The sequence below is a fragment of the Microbacterium sp. 13-71-7 genome, assembly GCF_002257455.1.
Lineage (GTDB): Bacteria > Actinomycetota > Actinomycetes > Actinomycetales > Microbacteriaceae > Microbacterium.
In genome coordinates this window covers 35,390-60,126 of record NZ_NCKN01000001.1, presented here as the reverse complement: position 1 = coordinate 60,126, position 24,737 = coordinate 35,390, and the positions used below count along the sequence as shown (strand labels likewise).

Annotated in this window: 19 protein-coding genes; 9 read left to right on the top strand and 10 right to left on the bottom strand. The window is 70.3% G+C overall.

Going from position 1 to position 24,737, the window contains the following annotated elements; genetic code table 11:
* Together B7X32_RS00265 and B7X32_RS00260 are read right to left on the bottom strand one after the other, a co-directional pair.
* A partial coding sequence (locus B7X32_RS00265) for an FAD-dependent oxidoreductase (protein ID WP_292714268.1) occupies positions 1–735 on the bottom strand: 735 nt, incomplete at its 3' end.
* A gap of 151 nt (positions 736–886) precedes the next feature.
* Complete coding sequence (locus B7X32_RS00260; RefSeq protein WP_292714265.1) at positions 887–1,765, bottom strand: TipAS antibiotic-recognition domain-containing protein; 879 nt, start codon at positions 1,763–1,765, stop codon at positions 887–889.
* A gap of 104 nt (positions 1,766–1,869) precedes the next feature.
* On the opposite strand from B7X32_RS00260, the gene B7X32_RS00255 reads away from it, so the two are divergent.
* From B7X32_RS00255 to B7X32_RS00245, 3 genes are all read left to right on the top strand, one after another.
* On the top strand, positions 1,870–4,350 hold the full coding sequence (locus B7X32_RS00255; protein ID WP_292714262.1) for a glycogen/starch/alpha-glucan phosphorylase: 2,481 nt from the start codon (positions 1,870–1,872) through the stop codon (positions 4,348–4,350).
* 181 nt (positions 4,351–4,531) lie between these two features.
* Positions 4,532–5,383, top strand: coding sequence for a DUF4097 family beta strand repeat-containing protein (locus B7X32_RS00250; RefSeq protein ID WP_292714260.1), 852 nt, complete (start codon positions 4,532–4,534; stop codon positions 5,381–5,383).
* On the top strand, positions 5,380–6,033 hold the full coding sequence (locus tag B7X32_RS00245) for a PadR family transcriptional regulator (protein WP_292714259.1): 654 nt from the start codon (positions 5,380–5,382) through the stop codon (positions 6,031–6,033). The genes B7X32_RS00250 and B7X32_RS00245 overlap by 4 nt, the downstream gene beginning before the upstream one ends.
* A gap of 12 nt (positions 6,034–6,045) precedes the next feature.
* Here B7X32_RS00245 and B7X32_RS00240 read toward each other — a convergent pair whose 3' ends face one another.
* A complete protein-coding gene (locus tag B7X32_RS00240) occupies positions 6,046–6,588 on the bottom strand; it encodes a universal stress protein (RefSeq protein WP_292714256.1) in 543 nt (180 codons plus the stop codon).
* 160 nt (positions 6,589–6,748) lie between these two features.
* Here B7X32_RS00240 and B7X32_RS00235 point away from each other — a divergent pair, with 160 nt between their 5' ends.
* The gene (locus B7X32_RS00235) at positions 6,749–6,934 is read left to right on the top strand and encodes a DUF3073 domain-containing protein (RefSeq protein ID WP_045271809.1); all 186 of its coding nucleotides are present in this window, start codon (positions 6,749–6,751) and stop codon (positions 6,932–6,934) included.
* A gap of 136 nt (positions 6,935–7,070) precedes the next feature.
* Entirely contained in the window at positions 7,071–7,895 is an 825-nt protein-coding gene (locus tag B7X32_RS00230) for an MOSC domain-containing protein (protein WP_292714252.1), read from the top strand.
* 76 nt (positions 7,896–7,971) lie between these two features.
* Here B7X32_RS00230 and B7X32_RS00225 read toward each other — a convergent pair whose 3' ends face one another.
* The gene (locus B7X32_RS00225) at positions 7,972–10,203 is read right to left on the bottom strand and encodes an alpha-galactosidase (RefSeq protein WP_292714249.1); all 2,232 of its coding nucleotides are present in this window, start codon (positions 10,201–10,203) and stop codon (positions 7,972–7,974) included.
* A gap of 56 nt (positions 10,204–10,259) precedes the next feature.
* On the opposite strand from B7X32_RS00225, the gene B7X32_RS00220 reads away from it, so the two are divergent.
* Positions 10,260–11,288, top strand: a complete 1,029-nt coding sequence (locus B7X32_RS00220; RefSeq protein ID WP_292714246.1) for a LacI family DNA-binding transcriptional regulator — start codon at positions 10,260–10,262, stop codon at positions 11,286–11,288.
* Between the two features lie 7 nt (positions 11,289–11,295).
* Here B7X32_RS00220 and B7X32_RS00215 read toward each other — a convergent pair whose 3' ends face one another.
* The 4 genes from B7X32_RS00215 to B7X32_RS00200 form a co-directional block, all read right to left on the bottom strand.
* Positions 11,296–13,047, bottom strand: coding sequence for a beta-galactosidase family protein (locus B7X32_RS00215; protein ID WP_292714243.1), 1,752 nt, complete (start codon positions 13,045–13,047; stop codon positions 11,296–11,298).
* 99 nt (positions 13,048–13,146) lie between these two features.
* Positions 13,147–14,466, bottom strand: coding sequence for a sugar ABC transporter substrate-binding protein (locus B7X32_RS00210; RefSeq protein ID WP_292714240.1), 1,320 nt, complete (start codon positions 14,464–14,466; stop codon positions 13,147–13,149).
* Positions 14,467–14,542: 76 nt separating this feature from the next.
* The gene (locus B7X32_RS00205) at positions 14,543–15,358 is read right to left on the bottom strand and encodes a carbohydrate ABC transporter permease (RefSeq protein WP_292714271.1); all 816 of its coding nucleotides are present in this window, start codon (positions 15,356–15,358) and stop codon (positions 14,543–14,545) included.
* 155 nt (positions 15,359–15,513) lie between these two features.
* Complete coding sequence (locus B7X32_RS00200; RefSeq protein ID WP_292714237.1) at positions 15,514–16,395, bottom strand: sugar ABC transporter permease; 882 nt, start codon at positions 16,393–16,395, stop codon at positions 15,514–15,516.
* A 202-nt stretch (positions 16,396–16,597) separates the two neighbouring features.
* Between B7X32_RS00200 and B7X32_RS00195 the strand changes: the two genes are divergently transcribed.
* From B7X32_RS00195 to B7X32_RS00185, 3 genes are all read left to right on the top strand, one after another.
* Positions 16,598–18,538 carry a cellulase family glycosylhydrolase gene (locus B7X32_RS00195; protein ID WP_292714234.1) on the top strand — a complete coding sequence of 647 codons (1,941 nt, stop codon included), beginning with the start codon at positions 16,598–16,600 and terminating at the stop codon, positions 18,536–18,538.
* Between the two features lie 129 nt (positions 18,539–18,667).
* On the top strand, positions 18,668–20,788 hold the full coding sequence (locus B7X32_RS00190; protein ID WP_292714231.1) for a DUF5054 domain-containing protein: 2,121 nt from the start codon (positions 18,668–18,670) through the stop codon (positions 20,786–20,788).
* Complete coding sequence (locus B7X32_RS00185; RefSeq protein ID WP_292714228.1) at positions 20,785–21,927, top strand: metallophosphoesterase; 1,143 nt, start codon at positions 20,785–20,787, stop codon at positions 21,925–21,927. Before B7X32_RS00190 ends, B7X32_RS00185 begins: the two co-directional genes overlap by 4 nt.
* 3 nt (positions 21,928–21,930) lie before the next feature.
* Here the strand turns inward: B7X32_RS00185 and B7X32_RS00180 are convergent, their stop codons facing one another.
* Both B7X32_RS00180 and purF read right to left on the bottom strand, forming a co-directional pair.
* The gene (locus tag B7X32_RS00180) at positions 21,931–23,265 is read right to left on the bottom strand and encodes an MFS transporter (RefSeq protein WP_292714225.1); all 1,335 of its coding nucleotides are present in this window, start codon (positions 23,263–23,265) and stop codon (positions 21,931–21,933) included.
* A 13-nt stretch (positions 23,266–23,278) separates the two neighbouring features.
* Positions 23,279–24,736 carry an amidophosphoribosyltransferase gene (gene purF / locus B7X32_RS00175; protein WP_292714222.1) on the bottom strand — a complete coding sequence of 486 codons (1,458 nt, stop codon included), beginning with the start codon at positions 24,734–24,736 and terminating at the stop codon, positions 23,279–23,281.
* Position 24,737 lies beyond the last annotated feature (1 nt).

The window sequence follows — 24,737 nt, the reverse complement described above, 5'->3', positions numbered from 1 at the left end:
CGGCACGTCGGAGGGGGCGTTCGCCGCCTTGTCGACGGCGTTCCGCACCGCTCCCGCATCGACCGCGGGCGCGGCGCCGTCCTTCGACCAGCCGGCGGGCCTGTCGAACGTCACCCGGTGGACGCCCTGCGCCGCGAGCTCGCCCCCCAGGGTCCCCGCCCCGTCGCCCGCGGAGAGCCACGCGCCCAGCTGCACCGGGATCGGCCAGGCCTTGTCGGCGACCGAGCGGATCCGGCCTCCGGTGCGCTCGCGCGCCTCGAGCACGGTCACCGTGCGCCCCGCATCGGCGAGGGCGCGGGCGGCGGCGGCGCCGGCGGCGCCCGCGCCGACCACGGCGATGCGCTCGCCGCTCGCCGAGGCCGCGATGAGCTGGGCGGCGGCGCGCTGCCCGGAGTCGATCGCGCCGGGGACCGTTCCGGGGTGATCCGGATCCGTGGCCTCTCCGGCGAGGAAGACGCGTGCACTGATCGGCACGGCGAGGTCCTTGCGCAGCTGGGGCGTCGCCCCGGCGGGCAGATAGCTCATCGCCCCGCGGGAGTACGCATCCGTCGACCAGGTGCTGCGCATCCAGGCGGTCGGCTGCGGCGCGGCTCCCGGCGTCACCGTCGGCGTCGGCGAGGGCGGGGCGGTCGTGGGCGTCTTCGTCGGCTGCGGCTCCGGCGTGCAGGCCGCGAGGAGCACCGCGACGGCACCGGCTCCGGCGCCGACGAGCAGGGTTCGCCGCGAGATGCCCATCGTGGTGCCAGCCTATCCCGGCACCGTGCGAAGGCGCCGCGAGGTCTGGTCCTCCTGGAAGAGGGAGAACACCGCTCGGAGGACTCCCCGAGCGGCGCTCTCCCTCTCTCGTGAGGCGAACCGGATGCGGCCCGATGCGGATCCGGCCGGTCTACAGGTTGCCCTCCGCGTAGATGCGCAGGGCGTCGCGGACGAACTCCGCGCCTGCCGTGCCGGCCGCTCCGGATGCCGCCGCGGCCCGGTCCGCACCGGTGGCGTAGTTCGCGCCGAAGCGCGGATCGGCCACGTACATCTCGCCGAGGCCGATGACGTACGCCTTGCGGTCGCCGGCCGCGCCGTAGGCGGGGGTGCCGGGGATGCCCGTGAGCCAGTCGACGTGGCGGCGCGCCACGTCCTGCGCCTCGGGCGACGCCGGATCCGCTCCCGCTTCGGCGAGCGCGATCCAGCTCCGGTTGAGATCGGCGACGACCGCCTTCCACGCGGCCTGCCCGTCGGCGCCGAGCCCGCGCCACCAGCGGTCGCCGTCGGCGTAGGCCTTGGTGCCCCAGCGGGTCTCGACCTCGTCCTTGTACTGCGTGTGATCGAAGCCGTCGAACATGTCGTCAGGCATGAGTGCTCCTCCTTCTCTGAGTGCGGTGATGGTGTTCTCGACCGACGCGATCTGGCGCGCCAGCCTGTTCTGCTCCGCGCGCAGCAGCGCGAGGTGCTTCTCGAGGGCCGCCGCCTCGATCGCGGCGCCGGCCTTCGACCCCGGGGCGGCCGCTGCGGGCGTCTCGGCGCCCGGACGCGGCGATCTGCCGCCTCCCGGCGCCCCGACGACCTCGGCGATCGCCGGCAGGCCCAGCCCCAGCTCGCGCAGCAGCAGGATGCGCTGCAGGCGCAGGAGCGCGCTCTGGTCGTAGTGCCGGTAGCCGTTCGAGGCGACCCGCGTCGGCGGCAGCAGACCGATGTCGTCGTAGTGCCGCAGGGTGCGGCTCGTGGTGCCGGTCAGCCGTGCGATCTCCTGGATCGACCAGTCCCGATCCGTCATGCGATCCTCCTTCCGTCGTCGATATGACCACCGTAGAAGTTGACGTCGCGTCAATGTCAAGCGCATCAGGGGAGCGCGGCGGATCCCTGCGGTACGTTCGTCGCGTGACCTCCTCCGATGCCACCGCCCCGCACCCGCCCGTTCCCGCGCTCGAGCTTCCGCCGACCGTTGACGGCTTCACCGCGCAGTTCCTGAGGAACCTGTATTTCGAGGGCGGGGTGACGCTGACGGACGCCAGCACGAACGACCGCTATCTCGCGCTCGCCCGCACGGTGCGCGACTACCTGATGCTGCACGCGCTGGCCGATCGGCACCGCCAGGCCGAGGTGCAGGCCAAGACCGTCTGCTACCTGTCCGCGGAGTACCTGCTCGGCAACCAGCTCGACAACGACCTGCTCGCCGGGGACCTCGCCGGGATCGCGGCGGACGCCATGGCCGCGTGCGGCATCGACCTCGACGAGCTGCGCCGGCACGAGATCGAACCGGGCCTGGGCAACGGCGGACTCGGACGCCTCGCCGCCTGCTTCATCGACTCGCTGGCCACGCTCGGGGTGCCGAGCATCGGCTACGGGATCCGCTACGAGTACGGCATCTTCCGCCAGACGTTCGAGGACGGCCAGCAGGTCGAGCAGCCCGACGCCTGGCTCACGCTCGGCGCCCCCTGGGAGCAGCCCCGCCCGGAGGCGGCGCAGACCGTGTCCTTCGGCGGCCGCACCGAGACCTTCGACGACGGTGGAACCGTCCGGTCGCGATGGATCCCGGGGTGGGACGTCAGCGCCGTGCCCTACGACTACCTCGTGCCGGGGTTCAGGAACGCCCGCGTGAACACGCTGCGGCTGTGGCGTGCGAAGGCGACGGACGCCTTCGATCTGCGCATCTTCAACTCGGGCGACTACGAGCAGGCCGTCCGCGCGCAGACCTTCGCCGAGAACATCTCCAAGGTGCTCTACCCCGAGGACTCCACGCCGCAGGGCAAGGAGCTGCGCCTGCAGCAGCAGTACTTCTTCGTGGCCGCGTCGATCCGGGACTTCCTCGACCGGCTGCCGGCGGACTTCGATCTCGCACGGCTGCCGGAGCGGGTGATCTTCCAGCTCAACGACACCCACCCGGTGATCGCGGTGCCTGAGCTCATGCGCGTGCTCGTCGACGAACGGGGCATGGGCTGGGACGCGGCCTGGGCGGTGACGCAGCAGTGCTTCGCGTACACCTGCCACACGCTGCTGCCGGAGGCGCTCGAGGTGTGGCCGGTCGAGCTGCTCGGCCGCCTGCTGCCGCGGCACCTGGAGATCGTCTACCGGATCAACGAGGAGTTCCTCACCGCCGTGCGCGCGCGGTTCGGGGACGACGAGATGCGGATCCGCGACATGTCGATCATCGCGGAGTTCCCGGTGCGCGCCGTGCGCATGGCCTATCTCGCGACCGTCGCAGGCAGCAGGGTCAACGGCGTGGCGGAGCTGCACTCGCAGCTGCTGCGCGACAAGGTGCTGCCCGCGTTCGCCGAGTTCTTCCCGCAGAAGTTCACGAACGTGACCAACGGCGTCACCCCGCGCCGGTTCCTCCGGCTCGCGAACCCTGGCCTTTCCGCCCTCATCACCGAGGCGATCGGCGACGGCTGGGTCACCGATCTGGAGCGGCTGCGCGAGCTCGAGCCCTTCGCCGAGGACGCGTCGTTCCGCGCGTCGTTCGCCGCGGTCAAGGCTGGCAACAAGCGCCGCCTGAACGACGTGCTGCAGGCGCGGGACGGGATGCGGGTCGGCGACGGCCACCTCGTGGACGTGATGGTCAAGCGGCTGCACGAGTACAAGCGGCAGCTGCTCAAGGTGCTGCATGTCGTGAGCGAGTACGAGGGCGTCGTGTCAGGCCGGATCGCGCTCGCGGACCTCCAGCCGCGCACCGTGCTCTTCGGCGCGAAGGCCGCACCCGGGTACGCGATGGCGAAGCGGATCATCCACCTCATCAACGCGGTCGGATCCGTCGTCAACGCGGATCCGCGCCTCGACGGACGCCTCCAGGTGCTGTTCCCGCCGAACTACAACGTCACGCTCGCGGAGAGCGTGATCCCCGCGGCGGACCTCAGCGAGCAGATCTCGCTGGCCGGGAAGGAGGCGTCGGGCACCGGCAACATGAAGTTCGCGCTCAACGGCGCGCTCACGATCGGCACCGACGACGGTGCGAACGTCGAGATCCGCGAGCTCGTCGGCGACGACGACTTCTTCCTGTTCGGGATGACCGAGCCAGAGGTCTCAGAGCTCGCCAGGGCCGGCTACCACCCTGCCGCGTTCTACCAGGAGGATGCGGGCCTCCGCCGCGCGATCGACCTCATCGCCTCAGGGACGTTCTCCGGCGGCGACCGCTCGGTCTTCGAGCCCGTGGTCTCGAACCTCCTCTACGAGGACCGTTTCATGGTGCTCGCCGACTACTCCGCCTACATGGCGGCGCAGCAGCGCGTGGACGCGGCCTACGCCGACCAGGACGGCTGGACCCGCGCCGCGATCCTCAACGTCGCCCGCTGCGGCTTCTTCTCCTCCGACCGCTCGATCCGCGACTACATCGACCGGATCTGGCACACCCCGCCGACGGCCTGAGGCCGCTTCCCCGTTTCGAAGTGCGCAAATGGCTGCATCCGATCCTTGGATGCAGCCATTTGCGCACTTTGAAACTCTCAGGAAGGAGAGGTTGACAGACTCGAGATATATCGTGTTACAGTGATCAAACACGATATATCTCGATCATCGGGATCGGGATCCCTGAACCAGGAGAACAGACATGACCGAGAAGTGGCTCATCGCCCCCGGGCAGGAGCGCGTGATCGACATCGAGCGCGCGTCGAAGCTCAAGATCGGACTCGTCGGCGGGCAGGTCGACGTGATCGCCCACGACGAACCGGGCATCCGGATCGAGGTCCACAACGTCACCATCAAGGACCTGCGCGTCGAATCCGACGGCACCCAGATCGAGATCGACCACCCGCAGATCGGCTGGGACAACTTCCTCGAGGTGTTCCGCAACTTCGGCGCCGGCGGCCCCAAGGCGGAGATCAGCGTCGCCGTCCCCCGCGACATCGCCCTCAACCTGGGCGTGGTGAGCGCGGGAGCGCTCGTCTCCGGCCTCACCGAGGACGCCCGCCTGAACACGGTCTCGGGCGATCTGATCGTCGACACCCACACGGGCGACCTCAACGTCAACACCGTCTCGGGCGACGTGCAGGTGCGCGGACTGTCCGGATCCGCCACCGCGAACACCGTCTCCGGCAGCGTCGCGCTGACCGGCGAGGTGCGCAAGGCGACGGTCGACAGCGTCTCCGGAGCGATGCTCATCGACGCGACGGGCCCCGTCAACACCGTCTCGCTGAACAGCGTCTCGGGCGATGCGACCGTGCGCCTGGACGAGACCCTGGCCGCGAACTACGTGGCCCGTGCGCTGAGCGGCCGGATCACGATCGACGGCGTGCCGCGCGGATCCTCCGGCCCCTCGACCTTCACGGGGTCGCGCGGCGAGCTGTCCGGATCCTTCGCCGACGTGCGGGTGAACACCGTCTCCGGCGACATCACGGTGCTGCGCCGCGACGCCGCCGAGGCTCCGGTGTCGTTCACCTCCGATGGAGAGGACCTGCTGTGAGCCCCGCGGTCTTCTCCCACGGCGATCTGCGCCTGTACCTGCTCGCTCTGCTGGCTGAATCGCCGCAGCACGGGTACGGCATCATCCAGGCGCTGACCGACCGCACGGGGGGCACGTACACGCCCAGCGCCGGCACGATCTACCCCCGCCTCGCGAAGCTCGAGGAGGAGGGCCTCGTCACCAAGACCGTCGACGGCCGCACCACGATCTACGCGATCACCGAGGCCGGCCGCGCCGAGCTCGCCGCCCGCGAGGGCGACCTGCAGGGGATCGAGGCGGGGCTCAACGACTCCGTGCGCCTCATCGCGAACGAGGTGCGCCAGAGCGTGCAGGAGGCCATGAAGAGCCTCCGCGCGGATCTGGCCGCCGCCGCCCGCGAGGAGCAGAGCGGCGCCGCGTCCTCGTCGTCGTCCTACCGGGAGGCCTCGGCGCGCGCCGACGAACGGATCGCCAGCCGCGAGGAGCTGCGCCGCGCCGATGCCTCGATCAATGAGTTCCGCGCCAGGGTGCGGGCCGACCTGCGCACGCACGTCGCGAAGGGCGGCCTGCTGCCCGCCCAGATCGTGAGCGAGCTCGACACGGCGCTCGACTCGGCGGCGCACGCCGTCACCGCCGCCCTCGCGGCCGCGGGGCCCGCCCGCGGTCGTTGAGCGAGGGCGGGGCTACTCGGCCCAGGGATCCTTCTTGTCGTCCGCGATCGGCTCTTCGAGCGGGACGACGAGGATGGGGCGGGACTGACGGTGCGAGAGGCGGGCCGCGACGGATCCGGTGAAGAACTCTCGGATCGACTCGCCGAGCCCTCTGCTGCGGGTGCCGACCACGATCAGCTGCGCATCCAGCGCGCCGGCGAGATGCTTGATCGCGAGCGCCGGGTCGCCGACGAGCTGCCGGGCCGTCCAGGTGAGGCCGGATCCGGCCAGCACCTTCTCGACCTCGCGACGCAGTTCCGCGAACTCCTCCGCCCCGGTGTCGATGTTGAGGTCGATGGGCGCGGAGTGCACCATCCCGTCCGGATCCTCGAAGGTCACGAACCGGGTGACGTCGACGTGCACGACCACGAGCGGCGCTCTGAGCAGGCTCGCGTACCGCATGGCTTCGGACAGCACCCTCGGAGGCTGACCAGGACGCAGCGCCACGATCACGGCCTTCTGCAGCTGCGGATCCTGCAGGTCTTGATCCTCGGGGGTGGAGGCGGTGTCGCTCATCTCGTCGTTCCCTTCGGTGCGGCGGTATCGGGGACCCGTCACGGCGAGGTGAGGTGGCCCGCGTGCTATCCTGGATGCTACTCTTACCGGCCGCGAGCCGGTGCCGGAAATAGCCAGCGAGCCCGTTCCGCACGCTGCTTACAGTAAGGGGGTCTCGCGCATGGGCCGTGGCCGTCAGAAGGCAAAGCACACCAAGATTGCCCGCGAACTGAAGTCGTACAGTCCGTCGGTGAACTACTCGGCGCTGGAGCGCGAGCTGGGTCACCCGGAGAACGAGGACCAGTACGTCGACAAGTGGGCAGATCAGTACGCCGACGAAGACGAGGACGAACTCGAAAAGGCCTGAGCCTCGTCGTTCGAAACCCCGCCCGAGCCTTCTCGCGGCGGGGTTCGTCGTTGGTTCCGCGAGGCGCGGTCGCTCCAGAGCGCCCTCGCACCCGACCCGGTCCTGAGCGCTCGCGCGGCCCTGCGAGGATGGATCCATGCCGCACGTCGTCGCGCTCTACCGCCACCCGGTCAAGGGGTTCACGCCCGAGAAGGTGCCCGCCCTCACGGTGCAGGCCGACGGGCGGATCGCCGGCGACCGCGTGCTCGCGTTCCGCTTCGGCGACGCGGCGACCCCGGAGGAGCGCGACGGGCTGGATCACTGGCCGAAGTCGAAGGGCCTCGCTCTCGAGACCTTCCCCGGACTCGCCGCGCTGCGGCTGTCGTACGACGAGGCGGCGCAGCGCGTGCGCATCGACCACGCCGGCGCGACGCTCGTGGAGGCGGGACTGGACGAGGCCGGCCGCGCCGCGCTCGCCGAGGCCGTGACGGACTTCGTGCTCGGCTCACCCGACGGCAAGCGCCTGCAGCGCCCCGGGCGGCTGCCCCTGGCTCTGGTCGGCGACGGCGAGAGCTCCCGCTTCCAGGACCGCGGCCGCGGATACGTCTCGGTGCACAGCGAGGCCAGCGTCGCCGCCCTCGGTGCGGCGCTCGCGAAGGACGTCGATGACCGCCGGTTCCGCTCGAACGTCGTGATCGGCGGCGTCGGCGCCTGGGACGAGCTGGGCTGGCAGGGCGAGGTCAGGATCGGAGACGTGCGCCTCGCCACGGCCGGACCGATCGTCCGCTGCCTCGCGACGCACGCGAACCCCGACTCCGGCGAGCGCGACGCGAGCGTGCTGAAGACTCTCACCGGATCCCTCGGGCAGGACGAGCCGACGCTCGGCCGGCTGCTGATCCTCCCCGGCGTGAGCGGCGCCGTGGGCGACGACGCCGGCGTCGGCGGCACGATCCGCGTGGGCGACGAGGTCGTCGTCGGCTGACGCCCGGCACAGGGAGAGCACGCGCCCTCGGCGTGACTCCGAAGACGCAGGTCTCTGGGCCCGCAGCGCGGACCGGTCAGTCCGCCGCGATCGCGCGCAGGATCAGCGCCGTCTCCGGGTGCACGGACGGCATCACCAGCCCGATGCTTCCGAGGATCCGTCCGGTCAGTACGACGCCGTCCTTCTGCCACGGCGCCGGGTTCGCGTGCAGCCCGCGCAGGCTGAGCGGCTCGATCTCGACCCGATAGCGGCGGTCCTCGTCCAGGCCGGGAAGGCGGATCCGGCCGGCACTCGCGGTCGTGCCTGCGGCGAGCGCCGTGAACAGATAGAGCGCTCGATCCCCGTCGCCGGCGACGACGCCCTGCAGTGCGAACGCGGGGTCCGGCGCGTCGACGCGCACCATGGTCCCGTCGTGCAGCAGCGCGCGTTCCCGCTTGTGCAGCGCGATCCAGTCGGCGAGCTGCGCACGCTCGTCCTCGGTCCAGCCGCGGATGTCCGCCTCCACGCCGAGGTGCCCGAACAGCGCCACCGAGGCGCGGAACGACAGCGTGTGGGTCCGCCCTGTGACATGCGACGGCGCCGAGGCGATGTGCGCGCCGATGAGTTCCGGCGGGATCAGCTGCGCCGTCCAGGTGTTGATCCGCTGCCGCTCGAGCGGATCGTTGTCGTCGGATCCCCATACGCGATCGGTGCGCTCCAGCACACCCAGGTCGACCCGACCGCCGCCGGAGGAGCAGGACTCGATCTCGAGTCCTGGATGGCGCTGCTTGAGGTCGTCGACGAGACGGTAGAACGCGGCGGTCTGGCCGTGCACGCCCGGTGTGCGACGCGGCCCCGTGCCCGCCTCGACGAGATCGCGGTTGTGATCCCACTTGAGATAGGCGATGTCGTACTCCTCGAGGAGGGCGAGCAGGGCGTCCCGGATATGGGCGTAGCAATCGGGGTTCGCCAGGGCCAGCACCTGCTGGTTGCGGCCGGTCAGCGGCCACTCCGAGCGTGCCGACATGATCCAGTCGGGGTGCGCGCGGGCGAGGTCCGAGTCGGGGTTCACCATCTCCGGCTCGACCCACAGCCCGAACTGCATGCCGAGGCTGCGCACATGGTCGATGAGGGGGTGCAGCCCGTGCGGCCAGACATCGGCCGACACGGTCCAGTCGCCGAGGCCTGCGTGGTCGTTGCGACGTGCGCCGAACCAGCCGTCGTCGAGCACGAAGCGCTCCACGCCGACTGCGGCGGCCGCATCCGCGAGCTCGATGAGGTCCTTCTCGTTCTGCCGGAAGTAGACGGCCTCCCAGACGTTGAGCGTGACCGGGCGCGCCGAGCGGGGGTGCTGCGGCCGTGCCCGCATCATCCGGTGGGACTGCACGGCCAGCGCGTCGAGGCCTCGTCCGTAGAACCCGTACAGCCACGGGGTCGCGTACTCCTCGCCCGGTGCGAGACGCCCCTCGCCCGGCAGCAGCAGCTCGCCCCCGGCGAGAACCTGTCGCCCCTCGGCGACCCTCTCCACCTGGTGCACGTGGTTGCCGGACCAGCCCACGTGGATGCCCCAGGCCTCCCCCGACGAGAAGTCGAAGCCGTGGCGGCCGACGATCAGCGCCATCGCGGCGCCGAGCCCCGTGCGACCGCGACGGTTCTCCCTGCGATGCGCGCCGACACCGAGCCGACGGCGCTGCGGCACCCGCTCGACGGCCCAGCGACCAGCGAAGTCGAGAGCCTCGTCCGCGTCCAGGGGTACGGGCAGCATCGGCATCAGCGAGTCGAGCCCATACACGTCGTCGCCGACGTTCCGCACCGCGGCGCGGGTGCGGATCGCGCCCGATCCGGTGAGCTCGATGTCGAGCGCGAGAGTCAGCTCCGCCTCGTCGTCCTGGGCGACCACGCGCACCGAGGCGGGACCGGACGACAGGATGCGGCGCCCGCCCGAAGCGGGAGCCGCCCCGGCCGCGTCGACGACCGGTGCGCCATCGATCGCGAGGCCGGTCACGCGGAAGCGCGGAGACCAATGCGCCCCGTCGCGGGATCCGCTGACCCCAGGGGTGCCGCTCCAGCCCCGGGAGAGCTCGGGAAGCATCGACACGGGCACGACCGCATCCACCTCGCTGCCCGCATCGGGGAAGACGCCCGCGACGGCGAGCGCTTCGAATGCGGCGGCGTCGAGCGGCCCGCACGACGCGCCCCAGTGCACGACGACGGGAAGCCCGCCGTCCCGGATGTCCAGGACCAGGGCGACGCCGCCGGCTTCCAGGACGATCCCGAGATCCACGGTCCCGATGCTCGCCGCACCGCCGTCCGGAGTCAGTGACGACATGATTCCCCTTCCAGAGCGGTTCGAGTATTGTTTACGTTGCCATGCAAGGAGCCAACGTGCAACGGATCAAGGAGGGCACGCCGCGCGCGTCGATCAAGGACGTCGCCCAGCGCGCAGGGGTGTCTCCGCAGACGGTGTCGCGCGTGGCCAACGGATACGTGCATGTGCGCCCGGAGATGCGCGAGAAGGTCCTCGCCGCCATGAAGGAGCTGGGCTACCGGCCGAACAGCGCGGCGCGCAACCTCAAGTCGGGCCGGTTCCGCAGCCTCGGCGTCGTCACCTTCAACATCACGACGCTCGGCAACGAGCGCACGCTTGAGGCCGTGGCCGAGGCCGGTGCGGCCGCGGGCTACACGACGACCCTGATCCCGGTCGCGGATCCGACGCGCATCTCGGTGGCCGGCGCTTTCGGCCGCCTGGAGGAGCAGGCCGTCGACGGCATCATCCTCATCATGTCGGCCGAGTTCGGCTCCCCGGACGACTACGCCCTCACCGCGGGGCTCCCCCTCGTGATCGTCGACTCGACCGCGACCGCCGATCACACGCTCGTCGACACCGATCAGGAACAGGGCGCCCGCACGGCCATGCAGCACCTGCTCGATCTCGGCCACCGGCGCATCGCGCACGTCGCAGGGCCGCTCAAGTCGTTCTCCGCCCGCCGCCGTGAAGACGCGTACGCGCGCGTCTGCCAGGAGCACGCCCTCGACCCGACCGAACGGCACCGCGGTGACTGGACCGCGGCATCCGGCTACGCCGCCGGCCGCGAGATCCTCGCCGAGCGAACGCGTCCCACCGCCGTCTTCGCCGCCAACGATCAGATGGCGCTGGGCGTGATGCGCGCCGCGCACGAGGCGGGCCTGCGCATCCCGGAAGACCTCAGCGTCATCGGATTCGACGACAGCGACGACAGCGGCAGCTACTGGCCCCCGCTCACCACGATCCACCAGCAGTTCGACGTCGTCGGGCAGCGTGCGACCGAACTGCTCATCGCGATGATCGACGCGGAGCCGCTGCCCGAGAATCCGCTGATCCCGACCCGGCTGGTCGTGCGGGAGAGCACCGGGCCCGCACCCGCCCCGGCGTGATCGCACGTCAGAACTCGGTCGGGCCGAGCCGGGGCTCCGCCACGAACCGGGCCGTGGGCCGCTCCGCCCCGCGCAGCTCCAGCACCAGGAGCTCGTTGCCGTCATCGCGCAGCACGGGCGCGGGGACGTACAGGGTCTCCTGCGGCCCCCTGGCCCAGTAGCGGCCGAGCGCGAAGCCGTTGATCCAGACCGCACCGGCCCCCCAGCCGCGCACGTCGAGGTGAAGATCGCCCGTGGGATCGGCCTCGAAGCGTCCGCCGAGCAGGACCGGCCCGCCGACGGGTGCGCCCGCGGACAGCGCGATCCCCCGCGTATCGAGCGCATCGCGGATCTCGTCCGCCGTGAGCTCGAGGGGTGCGGCGCGCCATCCGCGCAGCTCCTCCCCGTCCAGGCGCACGGGGCCGATCAGCCCCTTGGCCTCGCCGATGCGGGAGCCGTAGTTCACGCCGCCCAGATGCTCGACGAGGATCGACAGCTCCCCGCCCGAGGGCAGCGCGAGCACGCGATCGTGCGCCTCGCGATCCAGAATCCCGACCGGCAGGCCGTCGAGCGTCACATGCGCGCGATCGCGCACCTCCCCCACGGTGAGCACGCCGCCGTGCGGAACATGGACGGCGTACCGGGAGTATCCGCGCGGAGATCCGAACGCCGTGGCCACGGGAGCCGTGTCGTGTTCGCTCCAGCGCTCCAGCTCCGCGTCGGCGAGTGCGACGACGCGGAGGAGCGGCGCCTCCAGGACCCGCGCCGGTGCGCGCGGTGCGGGGCGGTCGTCCGGCACCGGCGCGTGCGCCGCGATCACCTCACGGAACGCCCAGTACTTCTCCGTGGGGGTGCCGTCCTCCGCGATCGGAGCGTCGTAGTCGTACGACGTCGCGATCGGCCGGTAGAAGCCCTTGTCGTTGGCGCCGGCGCTGTAGCCGAAGTTGGTGCCGCCGTGCACCATGTAGATGTTCACGCTCGCACCCGCCGCGAGAATCGCCTCGAGCTCGGCCGCGCTGTCGGCCGCAGACGTGGTGTGGTGCGGCTCGCCCCAGCTGTCGAACCAGCCGCACCAGAACTCGGCGCACATGAGCGGCCCCCGAGGCTGATGCCGGCGCAGCGCGGCCAGGCGCTCCGGCGCACGCGATCCGAACGACGCCGTGCTGTGCAGCTCCGGGAGGGTGCCGTCCTCGAGCATCGCGTCCGTGGGCTGATCGACCGTGGTCAGCGGCACCTCGACCCCCGCCGCGCGGGTGAGGTCCATGAGCGCGCGCAGATAGGTCTTGTCCGATCCGTACGCGCCGTACTCGTTCTCGATCTGCACCAGGATCACGCCGCCGCCATGCACGATCTGCCGGGGCCGCACGATCTCGTAGACCGCCTGGAGGTAGCGCTCGACCTCGGCGAGGTACCGCGGATCCCGTGATCGCACGGCGATCGTGCCGTCCTCGATGAGCCATTCCGGCAGCCCTCCGTTGTGCCACTCGGCGCAGATGTAGGGGCCGGGGCGCACGATCGCGAACATGCCGTGGGCCTGCACGAGGTCCAGGAAGCGGCCCAGATCCAGACCACCGGTCGCGGTGAACTCGCCGCGACGCTGCTCGTGCGAGTTCCACGGGACATAGGTCTCGATCGTGTTGAGCCCCATCTGCCGGGCCGTGCGCAGCCGGTCCTCCCACTGATCCGGGTGGATGCGGAAGTAGTGCATCGCCCCGGAGATCACCTGGAACGGTGCTCCGTCGAGCAGGAAGTCGGTCTCGCCGATGGTGAAGGCGGGCATGAGGGGCTCCGGGGGTCTCGAGGGATCGGCGTCGGGCTGCGCCGAAGGAGGGGTGCGGGAACCGCGTCGGCGGCCCCCGCACCCCGGAACAGCGGTCGGCTACTTGTTGACCTTGAATCCCTGGGCGTTGCCGTAGTCGACGAGCGTCTTCTGCCACTCCTGCAGCGCCGTGTTGAGGTCTCCCTTGGCGCCGATGGCCTTGCCGACCGAGTCGCCGAAGACGTTGTTGGCGTAGCCCTGGTACGGGAGGTACTGCCATCCGGTGATGACCGACTTCGCCGAGTCGGCGCCGATCGGGTTCGGCTTCTGGTCGCCGTAGGCCTTGAAGGTCATGTTCGCCCACTCCGGGTTGTCGAACTCCTTGACCGTCGACGGGAAGCCGTTCTTGTTGATGAGATCACGGCCCGCGCCATCGGCCATGAACTGCAGCACCGCCGCGGCGAGCGCCTTGTTCTTGCTCTGATCGGTGACGCTCAGGCCGCTGCCGCCGTTCTCGGCGGATCCGGGAGTGCCGTCCCAGGTCGGCATCGGCGCGACCTGCCACTTCCCCGCGCCGTGGTCGTCCATGCCTGAGATCATCCAGGAGCCCATCATCAGCGTCGCGAGCTTGTCCTGGTTCAGCGCCTTGCTCCACTCGTCCGACCACGTGGCCAATGGCGAGAGTTCACCGCGCTGCAGCATGCCGCCCCACGTGTCGGCGAACTTCTTGCTGCCCTCGTCCTGCAGGTTGATCGTGACCTTCTCGCCGTCCACGGCGAAGGGGTGCCCGCCGGACGCCCAGATCATGCTGGTGAAGAAGCCGGCGTCGCCGCCGGTCGCGATGTAGGTGCTGGGATCCTTCGCGTGGATCGCTGCGCTGTCCTTGACGAACTCGTCCCAGGTCTTCGGCGCCTCGGTGATGCCCGCGGCCGCGTAGACGTCCTTGTTGTAGATGAAGACCATGGGGCCGGAGTCCATCGGGATCCCGACGAGCTTGCCGTTCACGGTGACGGAGTTCCACGTCGACGCCGTGAACTGGTCCTTGTAGCCGTCGAAGCCGAACGAGGTCATGTCGGCGAGCGCACCGGCCATCGTCAGCTGCGGCATGGTCTGATACTCCACCGGAACGATGTCGGGAGCGCCCGATCCCGCCTTGACGGCGTTCTGCAGCTTGGTCACGGCCGCGTCGGGGTTGTCCAGCTTGACGACCTTGATCTTCACGTTCGGGTGCGCCTTGGTGAACGCGTCGGCCTGGTCCTGGGTCGAGTCGCTCCAGGTCCACCAGGTGAGCTCGCCGCCCTTCTTGAGCGCGGCGTCGATGTCGGCCTTCGAGCCGCCCGAGGCGGCGTCGCTGCCGCTCTGGCAGCCCGCGAGGGCGCCCATCATGAGTGAGGCTGCGCCGACGACGACGGCGGCGCGCATCCAGATGTTCTTCTTCACTGCGGGGTCCTTTCGAGGAGGTGATGCAGGGTCGTGCGTGCGGAGGGAATGCGATGCGGAGAGCGAGGCGCCGTCGTCATTTGACGCTTCCGGCGGAGAGGCCGGACTGCCAGTAGCGCTGCAGGTAGAGGAAGGCGGCGGAGATGGGCAGCACCGTCAGCAGCGAACCGGTGATGACCAGCTGCGGGATCGGTTGCGTGCCGATCGAGGCCGAGGCGGATGCCCACTGACTGAGCCCGACCGTGAGCGGGTACCACTCGGGGCTGGAGAGCATGATGAGAGGCAGGAAGTAGTTGTTCCAGGTGGCGACGACCGCGAACATCAGCACGGTGATGAAGGCGGGGGCGAGCTGGCGCAGCGAGATCGAGAAGAAGATCCGCAACTCCCCCGCGCCGTCCAGACGGGCGGCCTCGATGAGTTCGTCGGGGATCGCCTCGGCCGCGTAGACCCACACCAGATACAGGCCGAAGGCGCTCACGAGCGACGGGATGATCACCGCCGCGGGCGTGTTCGTGAGGCCCAGCTTGCTGAACAGCAGGAACTGCGGCACGGCGAGCACGGATCCGGGGATGGCGAGTGCACCGAGGATGATCGCGAACACCGCCCTGCGCCCGGGGAACCGGTACTTCGCGAGCCCGTAGCCCGCGAGCGTGGCCAGGAGCGTCGCCCCGCCGGCGCCGACGACCACGTACAGCACCGTGTTCAGGAACCAGCGCAGGAAGACGCCGTCGTCGTAGCCGAAGACGTCGGCGATGTTCGTGAACAGCGAGAACCTCGGCCCGAACCACAGGCCCGACGTGTCATAGAGGTCCTGCCGCGACTTGGTCGAGTTCACCACGAGCCAGAACAGCGGCCCCAGGCTGTAGAGCAGCATCAGGGTCATGACGATCATCAGGGTGATCGAGGTTCGCGTCCGGCGCGCCGGGCGGCGGACCCCGCGTCGCGGAGCCCGGCCCTGGACGCGCCCGCTCGCGAGACGGCTCGGGCGCCGGCCGGTGACGACCGCTTCGGTGCTCAGCTGCTCCGCGCTGTTCGAGACGACACTCATCACTTCTGCTCCTTCGAACCCATGGACTGCGCGAAGAACGCGATGATCATCGTGATCACGCCGGAGATGATCGCGATCGCGGCCGCGTAGTTGAACTGGGATCCGGCGAAGGACAGGTTGAAGGCGTACATGTTCGGCGTGAAGTAGCTGGAGATCGCGTTCGGCGCGATCTTCTGCAGCACGGCGGGCTCGTTGAAGAGCTGGAAGCTGCCGATGATGGAGAAGATCGTCGCCACGACGATCGCGCCGCGGATGGCCGGGAGCTTGATGCTGAAGACCGTGCGCAGCGCCCCGGCGCCGTCGATCTCCGCAGCCTCGTACTGCTCCTGCGGAACGGCCTGGAGCGCGGAGAAGAAGATCAGCATGTTGTAGCCCACGAACTCCCAGGTCACGATGTTGCCGATCGCGGGCAGGATGAAGCTCTCCGACAGGGGCGAGGGCACGACGTCGCCGAGCCAGCGGTTCAGATCGGCGACGAGACCGAACTGGTCGCCGTACATGTACCCCCAGATCATGACCGCCACGACGCCGGGCACGGCGTACGGGAGGAAGATGCTCAGCCGGTACAGCGGGACGAAGCGCAGTCGGGCGCTGTCCAGGGCGAGCGCCGCCAGGAGCGCGAGGGCCAGCATGATCGGCACCTGCACGCACAGGAACAGGACGACGCGACCCGTCGCGTCCCAGAACTTCGGGTCGACGATCGCGGTCGCGTAGTTCTCCAGTCCGACGAAGTGCGTGCCGCCGATGAGGGAGTCGCGGAACAGGCTGAGATAGATCGCGTAGAGCAGCGGTGCGATGAGCACCAGCGCGAACACGAGCATGAAGGGACCGACGAACCACCAGCCCGCCCAGGACCGGCGGGAGCGTCGGAGCCGCGTCATCGCGATCGACATCCGTGTCTCACTTCCTCGTGATTGTTTGCGTTACCAAAGGCACTATAGGCACACTATGGTTACGTAAACAACTCACGATTCCGCAACGGTCGTGTTTACGTTGCCAATCCGGAGGGGAGCCGCGTCGACGACAGGCGCGGGCGCCCCGGAGAAGCACATTCCGATGGACGATGACAAAGGAGTTCGATCCATGCAACGACGACGATGGAAGCGGCTGGTCACGGTGCTCAGCGCCGGAGTGCTGGCGGCGGGACTGGCAGCACCGATCCCTGCGGCGGCGCAGACGCGCCCCGCGCTCATCCCCCCGCTCACCGGTGCCGAGCTCGCCGGATCGTGGACCGCGCCGCTGAGTACGCGCGGGCGGTACGTGGTGGACGCCGACGGAGACCGCTTCAAGCTCATGTCGGCGAACTGGGACGGGGCGCAGGGCCATTGGAACGGGAGCGGGTCGAAGGACGATCCCGCCAATCACAACAGCGGGGACAGCTACGACATCCCGATGGGGCTGGACCGGGTGGCGTTGCCGACGCTGCTGAGCGACTTCCATTCGCTCGGGATCAACAGCGTCCGCCTGCCCTTCTCGAACGAGATGCTCGGCATGACCGCGCCCGTGCCGGATGCGGCGGTCACCGCGAACCCGCAGCTGCGCGGGAAGACGCCGCTCCAGGTGTTCGATGCCGTGGTCGCGGCACTCACCGCGGAGGGGTTCGCGGTGATCCTGAACAACCACACCACGACATCGCGCTGGTGCTGCAGCCACGATGACGGCAACACGAAGTGGTACAGCAGCCAGACCACCGAGAAGTGGGTCTCGGACTGGGTGGCGCTCACCGAGCGGTACCGCGGGAACCCTCGGGTCGTCGGCATGGATCTGCGCAACGAGGTGCGCCGCGATCTGATGGACGACGCGAACTGGGGCGGCGGCGACGGCAACGACCTCTACAAGGCGTATCAGCAGGCGGCGATCGCGATCCAGCGCGTCAACCCCGACGTCCTGGTGATCATGGAGGGCATCAACTGGCAGGGCGTGCCGCTGGACGGCGTGTACCACGACCGGCCGATGCTCAAGCCGGTCGCGAACATCTCGAACACGATCCTGCGTCCCGACAAGCTCGTGTACTCGGCGCACGTGTACGGATTCACCGGTCCGCAGCACACAGGGGCCACGGGCCTGGGCGAGACGCACGATCTGCGCTATCGCGACATGACGGCGACGCAGCTCGCGGACGCGGTGCGCCAGGAGGCACTGTTCGTCACGACGCCGGGCCAGCACTACACGGCCCCGGTCTGGGTGAGCGAGTTCGGCACCCGCGGCGCCGGTCAGACCGATCAGAAGGAGATCGCCTGGTGGAACAGCTTCACCGATCTCCTCGTCGCGAACGACACCGACTTCGCCGCCTGGCCGCTGGTCACCCAGGCCGATGCGTCGGGGGCGTTCGCCGACAGCTTCGCGCTCCTCGGCTATCGTCCGGACGGCAGCAGGATCAGCATCGCCGACGACTGGCGGTACGCCGGCTGGCAGAAGCTCGTGACGAGCGCCGGCAGAACCGGGCAGGTGCCCGTCGAGACCCGATGGAACATGCTCGGCAGCAACAGCTACCTGCCCGACACGAACGCCTCGGCACTCATGCAGGATCGCCCGGACTGGGATCCGGGCCAGTGGAAGGGCGTCTGCCCAGACACGGAACGACTGCAGGGCGTGTCGCGCAGCATCGACCGCGGGCTCTGCACCGACGCCCGGCAGCCGGCCACCACGACCGCGCGGAACATCGTCGCGAACGAGGCGAACGTGCAGCAGGACTGGGCCGGCGGCTACAGCAAGCTGCAGTGCGCCGCGGGACAGATGGCCGTCGGGTTCAGCCTGACCATCGGAACGACCAACCGGTGGGCCGCCTCGAAGCTGCTGTGCGCTCCGAGCACGAGCCCGCTGCCGGTGAACGCCGGGCGGACCGTCTGGTTCGATCAGGCCGACAATCGGCCCGCGGGCGGCGGATCCACGGCGAGCGACTGGGCTCCCGGACACTTCAAGGGGCAGTGCGCCGATGGCGAGTACCTCGCCGGAATCGCCTACACCTACCAGCGCGTCCAGGGCGGTGTGCCGAGCGCACTGCTCTGCAAGCCCCTGCAGTGATCCGGCGCCTGTTCCGGGCCCGCCTGATGGTGGGCCCGGAACGGGCGTCCTCAGGGCGGCCCGCGCCGCATCGACCGGGCGGATCCCGCTCCTCCTCCGCCGACAGCCCCGACTCAGAAAGACCTCCTCATGATCGGCACGATCCATGTCGTCTTCAAGACCCACCTCGACATCGGCTTCACCGCCCTCGCCCGGGACGTGATCGCCGGCTACGCCGAGCACTATCTCCCCCGCGCGATCGATCTCGCCGAGGAGCTCGACCGCCGCGGAGGCCCCGCCCGATTCGTCTGGACGACGGGATCCTGGCTCATCGACCACGTGCTGCGGAACGGCTCACCCGCTGCGCGCGAGCGGCTCGACGCCGCCGTGCGCGCGGGGCGGATCCGCTGGCACGGGCTGCCCCTGACCACCCACACCGAGCTCATGGATCCCACCCTCGCGGCCTTCGGCGTCTCGATCGCCCGAGACCTCGACGCCCGGTACGGCCGCCGCACGATCGCCGCGAAGATGACCGACGTGCCGGGGCACACCATCGGACTCGTGCCGGTGCTGGCCGCGGCCGGGATCGAGTACCTCCACCTCGGCGTCAACGGCGCCTCGGCGGTGCCCGACGTGCCGGAGTTCTTCGTGTGGCGCGCTCCCGGCGGTGCGGAGGTCATCGTGAACTACGCGCGCTCGTACGGATCGGAGGGGCTCGACCTCGCCGTCGTGCCCGGCGGCACCGACGCGCTGCACCTCGCGCACACCGGCGACAACAACGGCCCTCCCACCGCGGCCGAGGTGGAGGAGCTGTTCGCCGCCCTCGCCGCCGCGCACCCGGGAGCGCGGATCGTGGCCTCGAGCCTCGACGACTTCGCCCGCGCCCTCCTCCCGCACCGAGGCGAGCTTCCCGTCGTGACCGCGGAGATCGGCGACACGTGGATCCACGGCGCGGGCGCCGATCCCCTGCTCACCGCAGGACTGGGGGCGCTGCAGCGGCTGCGGACGACGTGGCTCCGGGAGGGCCTGCTGACCCCCGGATCCGCAGAGCACCACGGGTTCAGCGTCGCCCTGCTGCGCATCGCCGAGCACACCTGGGGCGAGGATCTGAAGACCTACCTTCCGGACTACGTCAACTACGCCAAGGCCGACTTCCGCACGGCCCGCTCGCGGGACGTCGTGGACCCGGCCGCGAACCCGGCGCAGACCCGGGCGTACGACTGGGCCTGGGCGGAGCATCCGTCACCGCAGGGCCTCACGTACTCGGGGTTCGAGGCATCCTGGGCCGAGCAGCGCGCGCATCTCGATGCCGCGGTCTCCGCCCTGGACCCGGAGCGCGCCGCGGAGGCGCGAGCCGCCCTGGCGATCCTGCGCCCGGCGGAGACGTCAGGACAGGACGCCGCCGGTCGCTCCGTCGGCGTGGGCGAGGAGGTGCGGCTGGGCCGGTTCGCCGTCCGGTTCGGCGCGGACGGGGCGATCATCGGACTGCGCGACGAGCGCGGCTCCGTGTGGGCCGATGCCGAGCACGCTCTCGGTTCGTTCCGGCATCAGACCTTCGACGAGCGGGACGAGCAGCGCTGGCTGCAGCAGTACTGCCGCGATCTCGAGGACACCGGAGTCTGGGCGATCCCTGACCAGGCGAGCCCCGGGCTCGCGATCGCGGAGACGCTGCCCGCCCGCGTCACCGCCCCCGAGGTTCAGCGCCTGCGGACCAGCACGGGTGACGACGGCGCCGACACGGCGATCGTCGAGCTGACTCTCCCGGAGGAGCTCGTCGCCGAGACCGGCGCTCCGGCGCGGATCACGGTCGAATACTGCTTCCCGCAGGGTCCGGGCCCGATCCGGATCGCGCTCGACGTGTGCGGGCGTGAGGCGTCGAGACTGCCCGAGGCGAGCTGGTTCTGCTTCCGGCCGGTCCGGAGCGGAACCGCGGACGACGGCCGGTGGACGCTGCAGAAGCTCGGCCTCGCGGTGGACCCGCGGCACGTGGTGAGCCGCGGCAATCGCGCGCTGCACGCCGCGACGAGCGTGGACCGTGACGGGACGCGTCCGGTGCGCGTCCGCACGCTCGACGCGCCGCTCGTCGCCGTCGGATCCCCCGCCCTGCTGCGGTTCGAGGACACGGTGCCGGACCCCTCGGACGGCTTCGCGGTGAACCTGCACAATAACGTGTGGGGGACGAACTTCCGGATGTGGTTCGACGACGACCTGCGCTATCGGTTCGACCTGGACCTCGGCGGCGCCTCCGACCCCGACGAGGAGATCCGATGACCGACATGCTTCCGGCTCCCGGCGGCGAGCCTCTCATGACGAGCCCGCTGGTGATCATGGCGCTCCGCACCGACGGCTTCGAGGCGGTGTGGACGGTGGCGGGACTCAGCCGCGGATGGCTGGAATGGCGCTCCGGAGAAGCCCGCGGCGAAGCTCGCATGGACGCGTTCGGCATGACGCCGCAGAGCGCGCACGTGCTGCGCGTACGCGCGGACGGGCTTCCTGCCGGCGCCGACGTGCAGGTGCGGGCGGTGACCGCCTCGGTCGCGGATCCGGTCGTACGGCAGGTGAGCGCGTGGAAGACCGTGCGCCTGCTGGACGGATCCGCCGAGACCGCAAGGATCGCCGTCTGGAACGACACCCACCAGCACGACGACACGATCCGCGCCCTGGACGACCAGACGCCGTCCGCGGACCTGCTGGTGTGGAACGGCGACCTCTGCAACGACTGGACCACGCCCGATCGATTCGCGGACACCGTGCTCTCCCCCGCGCAGCGCGACATCAGCGCCGACCGGCCGCTCGAGGTGCTGATCGGCAACCACGATGTGCGCGGCGAGTGGGCCTTCAGACTGCAGGAGTATGTCGCCACCCGCGACGCGCGCCCCTTCTCCGCCGCGCGGATCGGCCCCGTGGCCTGCGTCTTCCTGCACACCGGCGAGGACAAGCCCGACGCGCACCCGACGTTCCACGGCCGGGTGGCCTTCGAGCCGCTCCGTGCCGAGCAGGCGCGCTGGCTGAGGGAAGGGACGGCGCGGCCCGAGATCCGCGATGCCCCCTACCGCCTCGTGTTCTGCCACATCCCGCTGCGATGGATCGACGAGACGCCGGCCGACTACGACCGGGAGGGCTACGACTGGTTCAGCCGGATGAGCCGAGACGCCTGGCACGACGCACTCGTCGCCTGGGGCGCGCAGCTCATCGTCTCAGGCCACACGCACGAGCCTGCTCTGATCCCTGCCGACCCGGAATTCCCGTATGCGCAGGTCGTCGCCGGCGGCCCCGACCTCGACGCCGCCTCCGCGGAGGCGGCGACCTGGATCGACATCCAGGCCGATCGCGGATCTCTCCGGCTCACCATGCGCACGCTCGACGGCGCGGTGCGCATCACCGAGACGCTCGCACCGTACGGGCCCTGACCCCTACCAGCGTCGGCCGTGCCGGCGCTCCCAGTCCGCCTCGACCGTGCGCGGGCGTCCGACGATGACACCGGCGGGGATCGACAGCACGAGCATGATCGCGAGCACCCACAGCGGGACCTGCCAGCCGCCGGTGGCGGTGTGCAGCACTCCCAGCAGCACCGGGAAGATCGCGGCGACCGTGTAGCCGATGCTCTGCACGAACCCGCTCAGCGCCACCGCCGTCTCCGGCTCCCGTGCGCGGATGCTGATGAGCACGAGCGCGAGGGGGAACAGCAGGCCGACCAGGCCGAACAGGCTCACCCAGAGCCACGCGAGCTCGGGCCGGTTCCAGAGGATGAGCCCGAGCGCGCCGACCAGGCCGCCGAGCGCGCCGATGATGTAGAGCGGCGTCGTGGCGCGGAAGCGCACCACGAGCAGCGGCACGACGAGCGATGCCGGCAGGCCGATGAACGCGAACAGCGACAGCAGGGGTCCCGCCGCCTGGGCGCTCACGCCCTCGTACTGCACGAGGATCGTCGGCAGCCAGGCGAAGGAGGCGTACGCCATGGTCGAGGAGGTCGCGAACACGGCGGCGAGCGCCCAGGCCAGCGGGATCCTCGGCATCCGCGCGAAGATGCGCCCGTTGGAGGGGGCCACGACGATCGGCCCCGTCGCGACCGCGACCGCATCCTCGAGCGAGACGTCGCGGCCCTCCCGGATCCGGTCCTCCGGCTCCGGATCCGGATCCGCGGCGGCCGCATCCCGCGGCGCACCGGTCCGGTCCCGCACGAGCATGACGATCCACGGGATCGTGCCGGCGAGCGCGAACACGGCCCACATCGAGAGCGAGGTGCGCCAGCCCGCGGTCTCCGCGATCGGCACGGCGACGAGCGGCGGCAGGAACGTCGAGAAGGCCATGACGGTCGTGTAGACCGTCATCATCAGCCCCATGCGGTCCGCGAAGTACTTCTTCACGAGCGGCGGCATCAGGATGTTCGCCATGCCGACGCCCGCGAAGACGAGCGCGGTGGCGATCACGAGCGTCACCGCATCCACCGCGACGCCGCGCGCGATGAGCCCGAGCGTCACCGCGCTCAGCGCGATGACCGCCACCCGCTCCAGGCCGAGCCGGCGCTCGAAGAGCGGCGTCAGCAGGCCGAACAGCGCGAAGCAGACCGGCGGGGCCGTGCCGATCAGGCCGATGATCGCGGGCGAGAGCGGGAAGTCGCGCCCGATCAGGTCGACGACCGGGGACAGCGAGGCCACCGCCGAGCGCAGCGAGAACGCGCACAGCACGATCCCGAGCACGGCGAGGGTGCGCCCCTGCCACAGCGGACGCGCGGCGCCGGCCGTCATCGCGCGCCCCGGATCACGAGGTCTGCGCCCCCTCGAGCCAGCCCAGATACTCCTCGGTGACGGTTCCGGTGACGTACCGGCCGTCGAAGGGGCTCATGTCGAGATCGGTGAGTTCGGATCCCTCGGTGATCGCCGCCTTGAGGTCCTCGACCTCCTGGTACACGAGACGATCGGCGCCCAGCACCTCGGCGATCTCGGGGATCGTCCGGCCGTGCGCGATGAGCTCGTGCTTCGAGGGCATGTTGATGCCGTACACGTGCGGGTGGCGGATCGGCGGGGCCGCGGAGGCGAAGATCACCGACTTCGCGCCGGCGTCGCGCGCCATCTGGATGATCTGCTTCGAGGTCGTGCCGCGCACGATCGAGTCGTCGATGAGCAGCACGTTCTTGCCCTTGAACTCGGTCGACATCGCGTTCAGCTTCTGCCGCACGCTCTTCTTGCGCACCGCCTGGCCGGGCATGATGAAGGTCCGGCCCACGTAGCGGTTCTTGTAGAAGCCCTCGCGGTACTCGATGCCGAGCTTGCGGGCGACCTCCATCGCGGCGGGGCGCGAGGAGTCGGGGATCGGCATGACCACGTCGATCTCCTCGAGCGGCACGTGCTTTGCGATCGTGTCGGCGAGGCGGTCGCCCATGCGCAGGCGCGACTCGTAGACCGAGATGCCGTTCATGACGGAGTCGGGACGGGCCAGGTACACGTACTCGAACGCGCAGGGCGCGAGGGTCGGAGCCTTGGCGCACTGCTTCGAGAACAGCGTGCCGTCGTTCGTGATGAAGACGGCCTCACCGGGCTCGATCTCGCGGACGACCTCGTAGTCGCCGTTCTCGAGGACGAGCGACTCGCTCGCCACGACCCACTCCTCCTTGCCGTCCCTGACCCGCTTGCCCAGGATCAGCGGCCGGATCCCGAACGGATCCCGGAAGGCGAGCAGCCCGTAGCCGGCGAGGATCGCGATGACGGCATAGGCGCCCTCGATCCGCTCGTGCGTGCGCGCGACGGCCTCGAAGATCCGCTCCGAGTCGAGGTCGACGGTCGAGGTCGTGGTCTGCAGCTCGTGCGCGAGCACGTTGAGCAGCAGCTCGGTGTCGCTCGACGAGTTCAGGTGACGGCGGTCGCGGTGCGCCATGTCGGCGGTCAGCTCGCGCGTGTTGGTGAGGTTGCCGTTGTGGATGAGGACGATGCCGTACGGCGCGTTCACGTAGAACGGCTGGGCCTCCTCCTCGCTCGACGCGGTGCCCTTGGTCGCGTAGCGGACGTGGCCGAGGCCGACGTTGCCGAGCAGCGAGCGCATGTCGCGCGTGCGGAAGGCCTCGCGCACCATGCCCTCCGCCTTGGCCATGTGCATGACGCCGCCGGGCTCTGCCGTGGCGATGCCGGTCGCGTCCTGCCCGCGGTGCTGCAGCAGAAGGAGCGCGTCGTAGATGTCCTGGTTGACCGGGCTGTGCCCGACCATTCCGACGATGCCGCACATG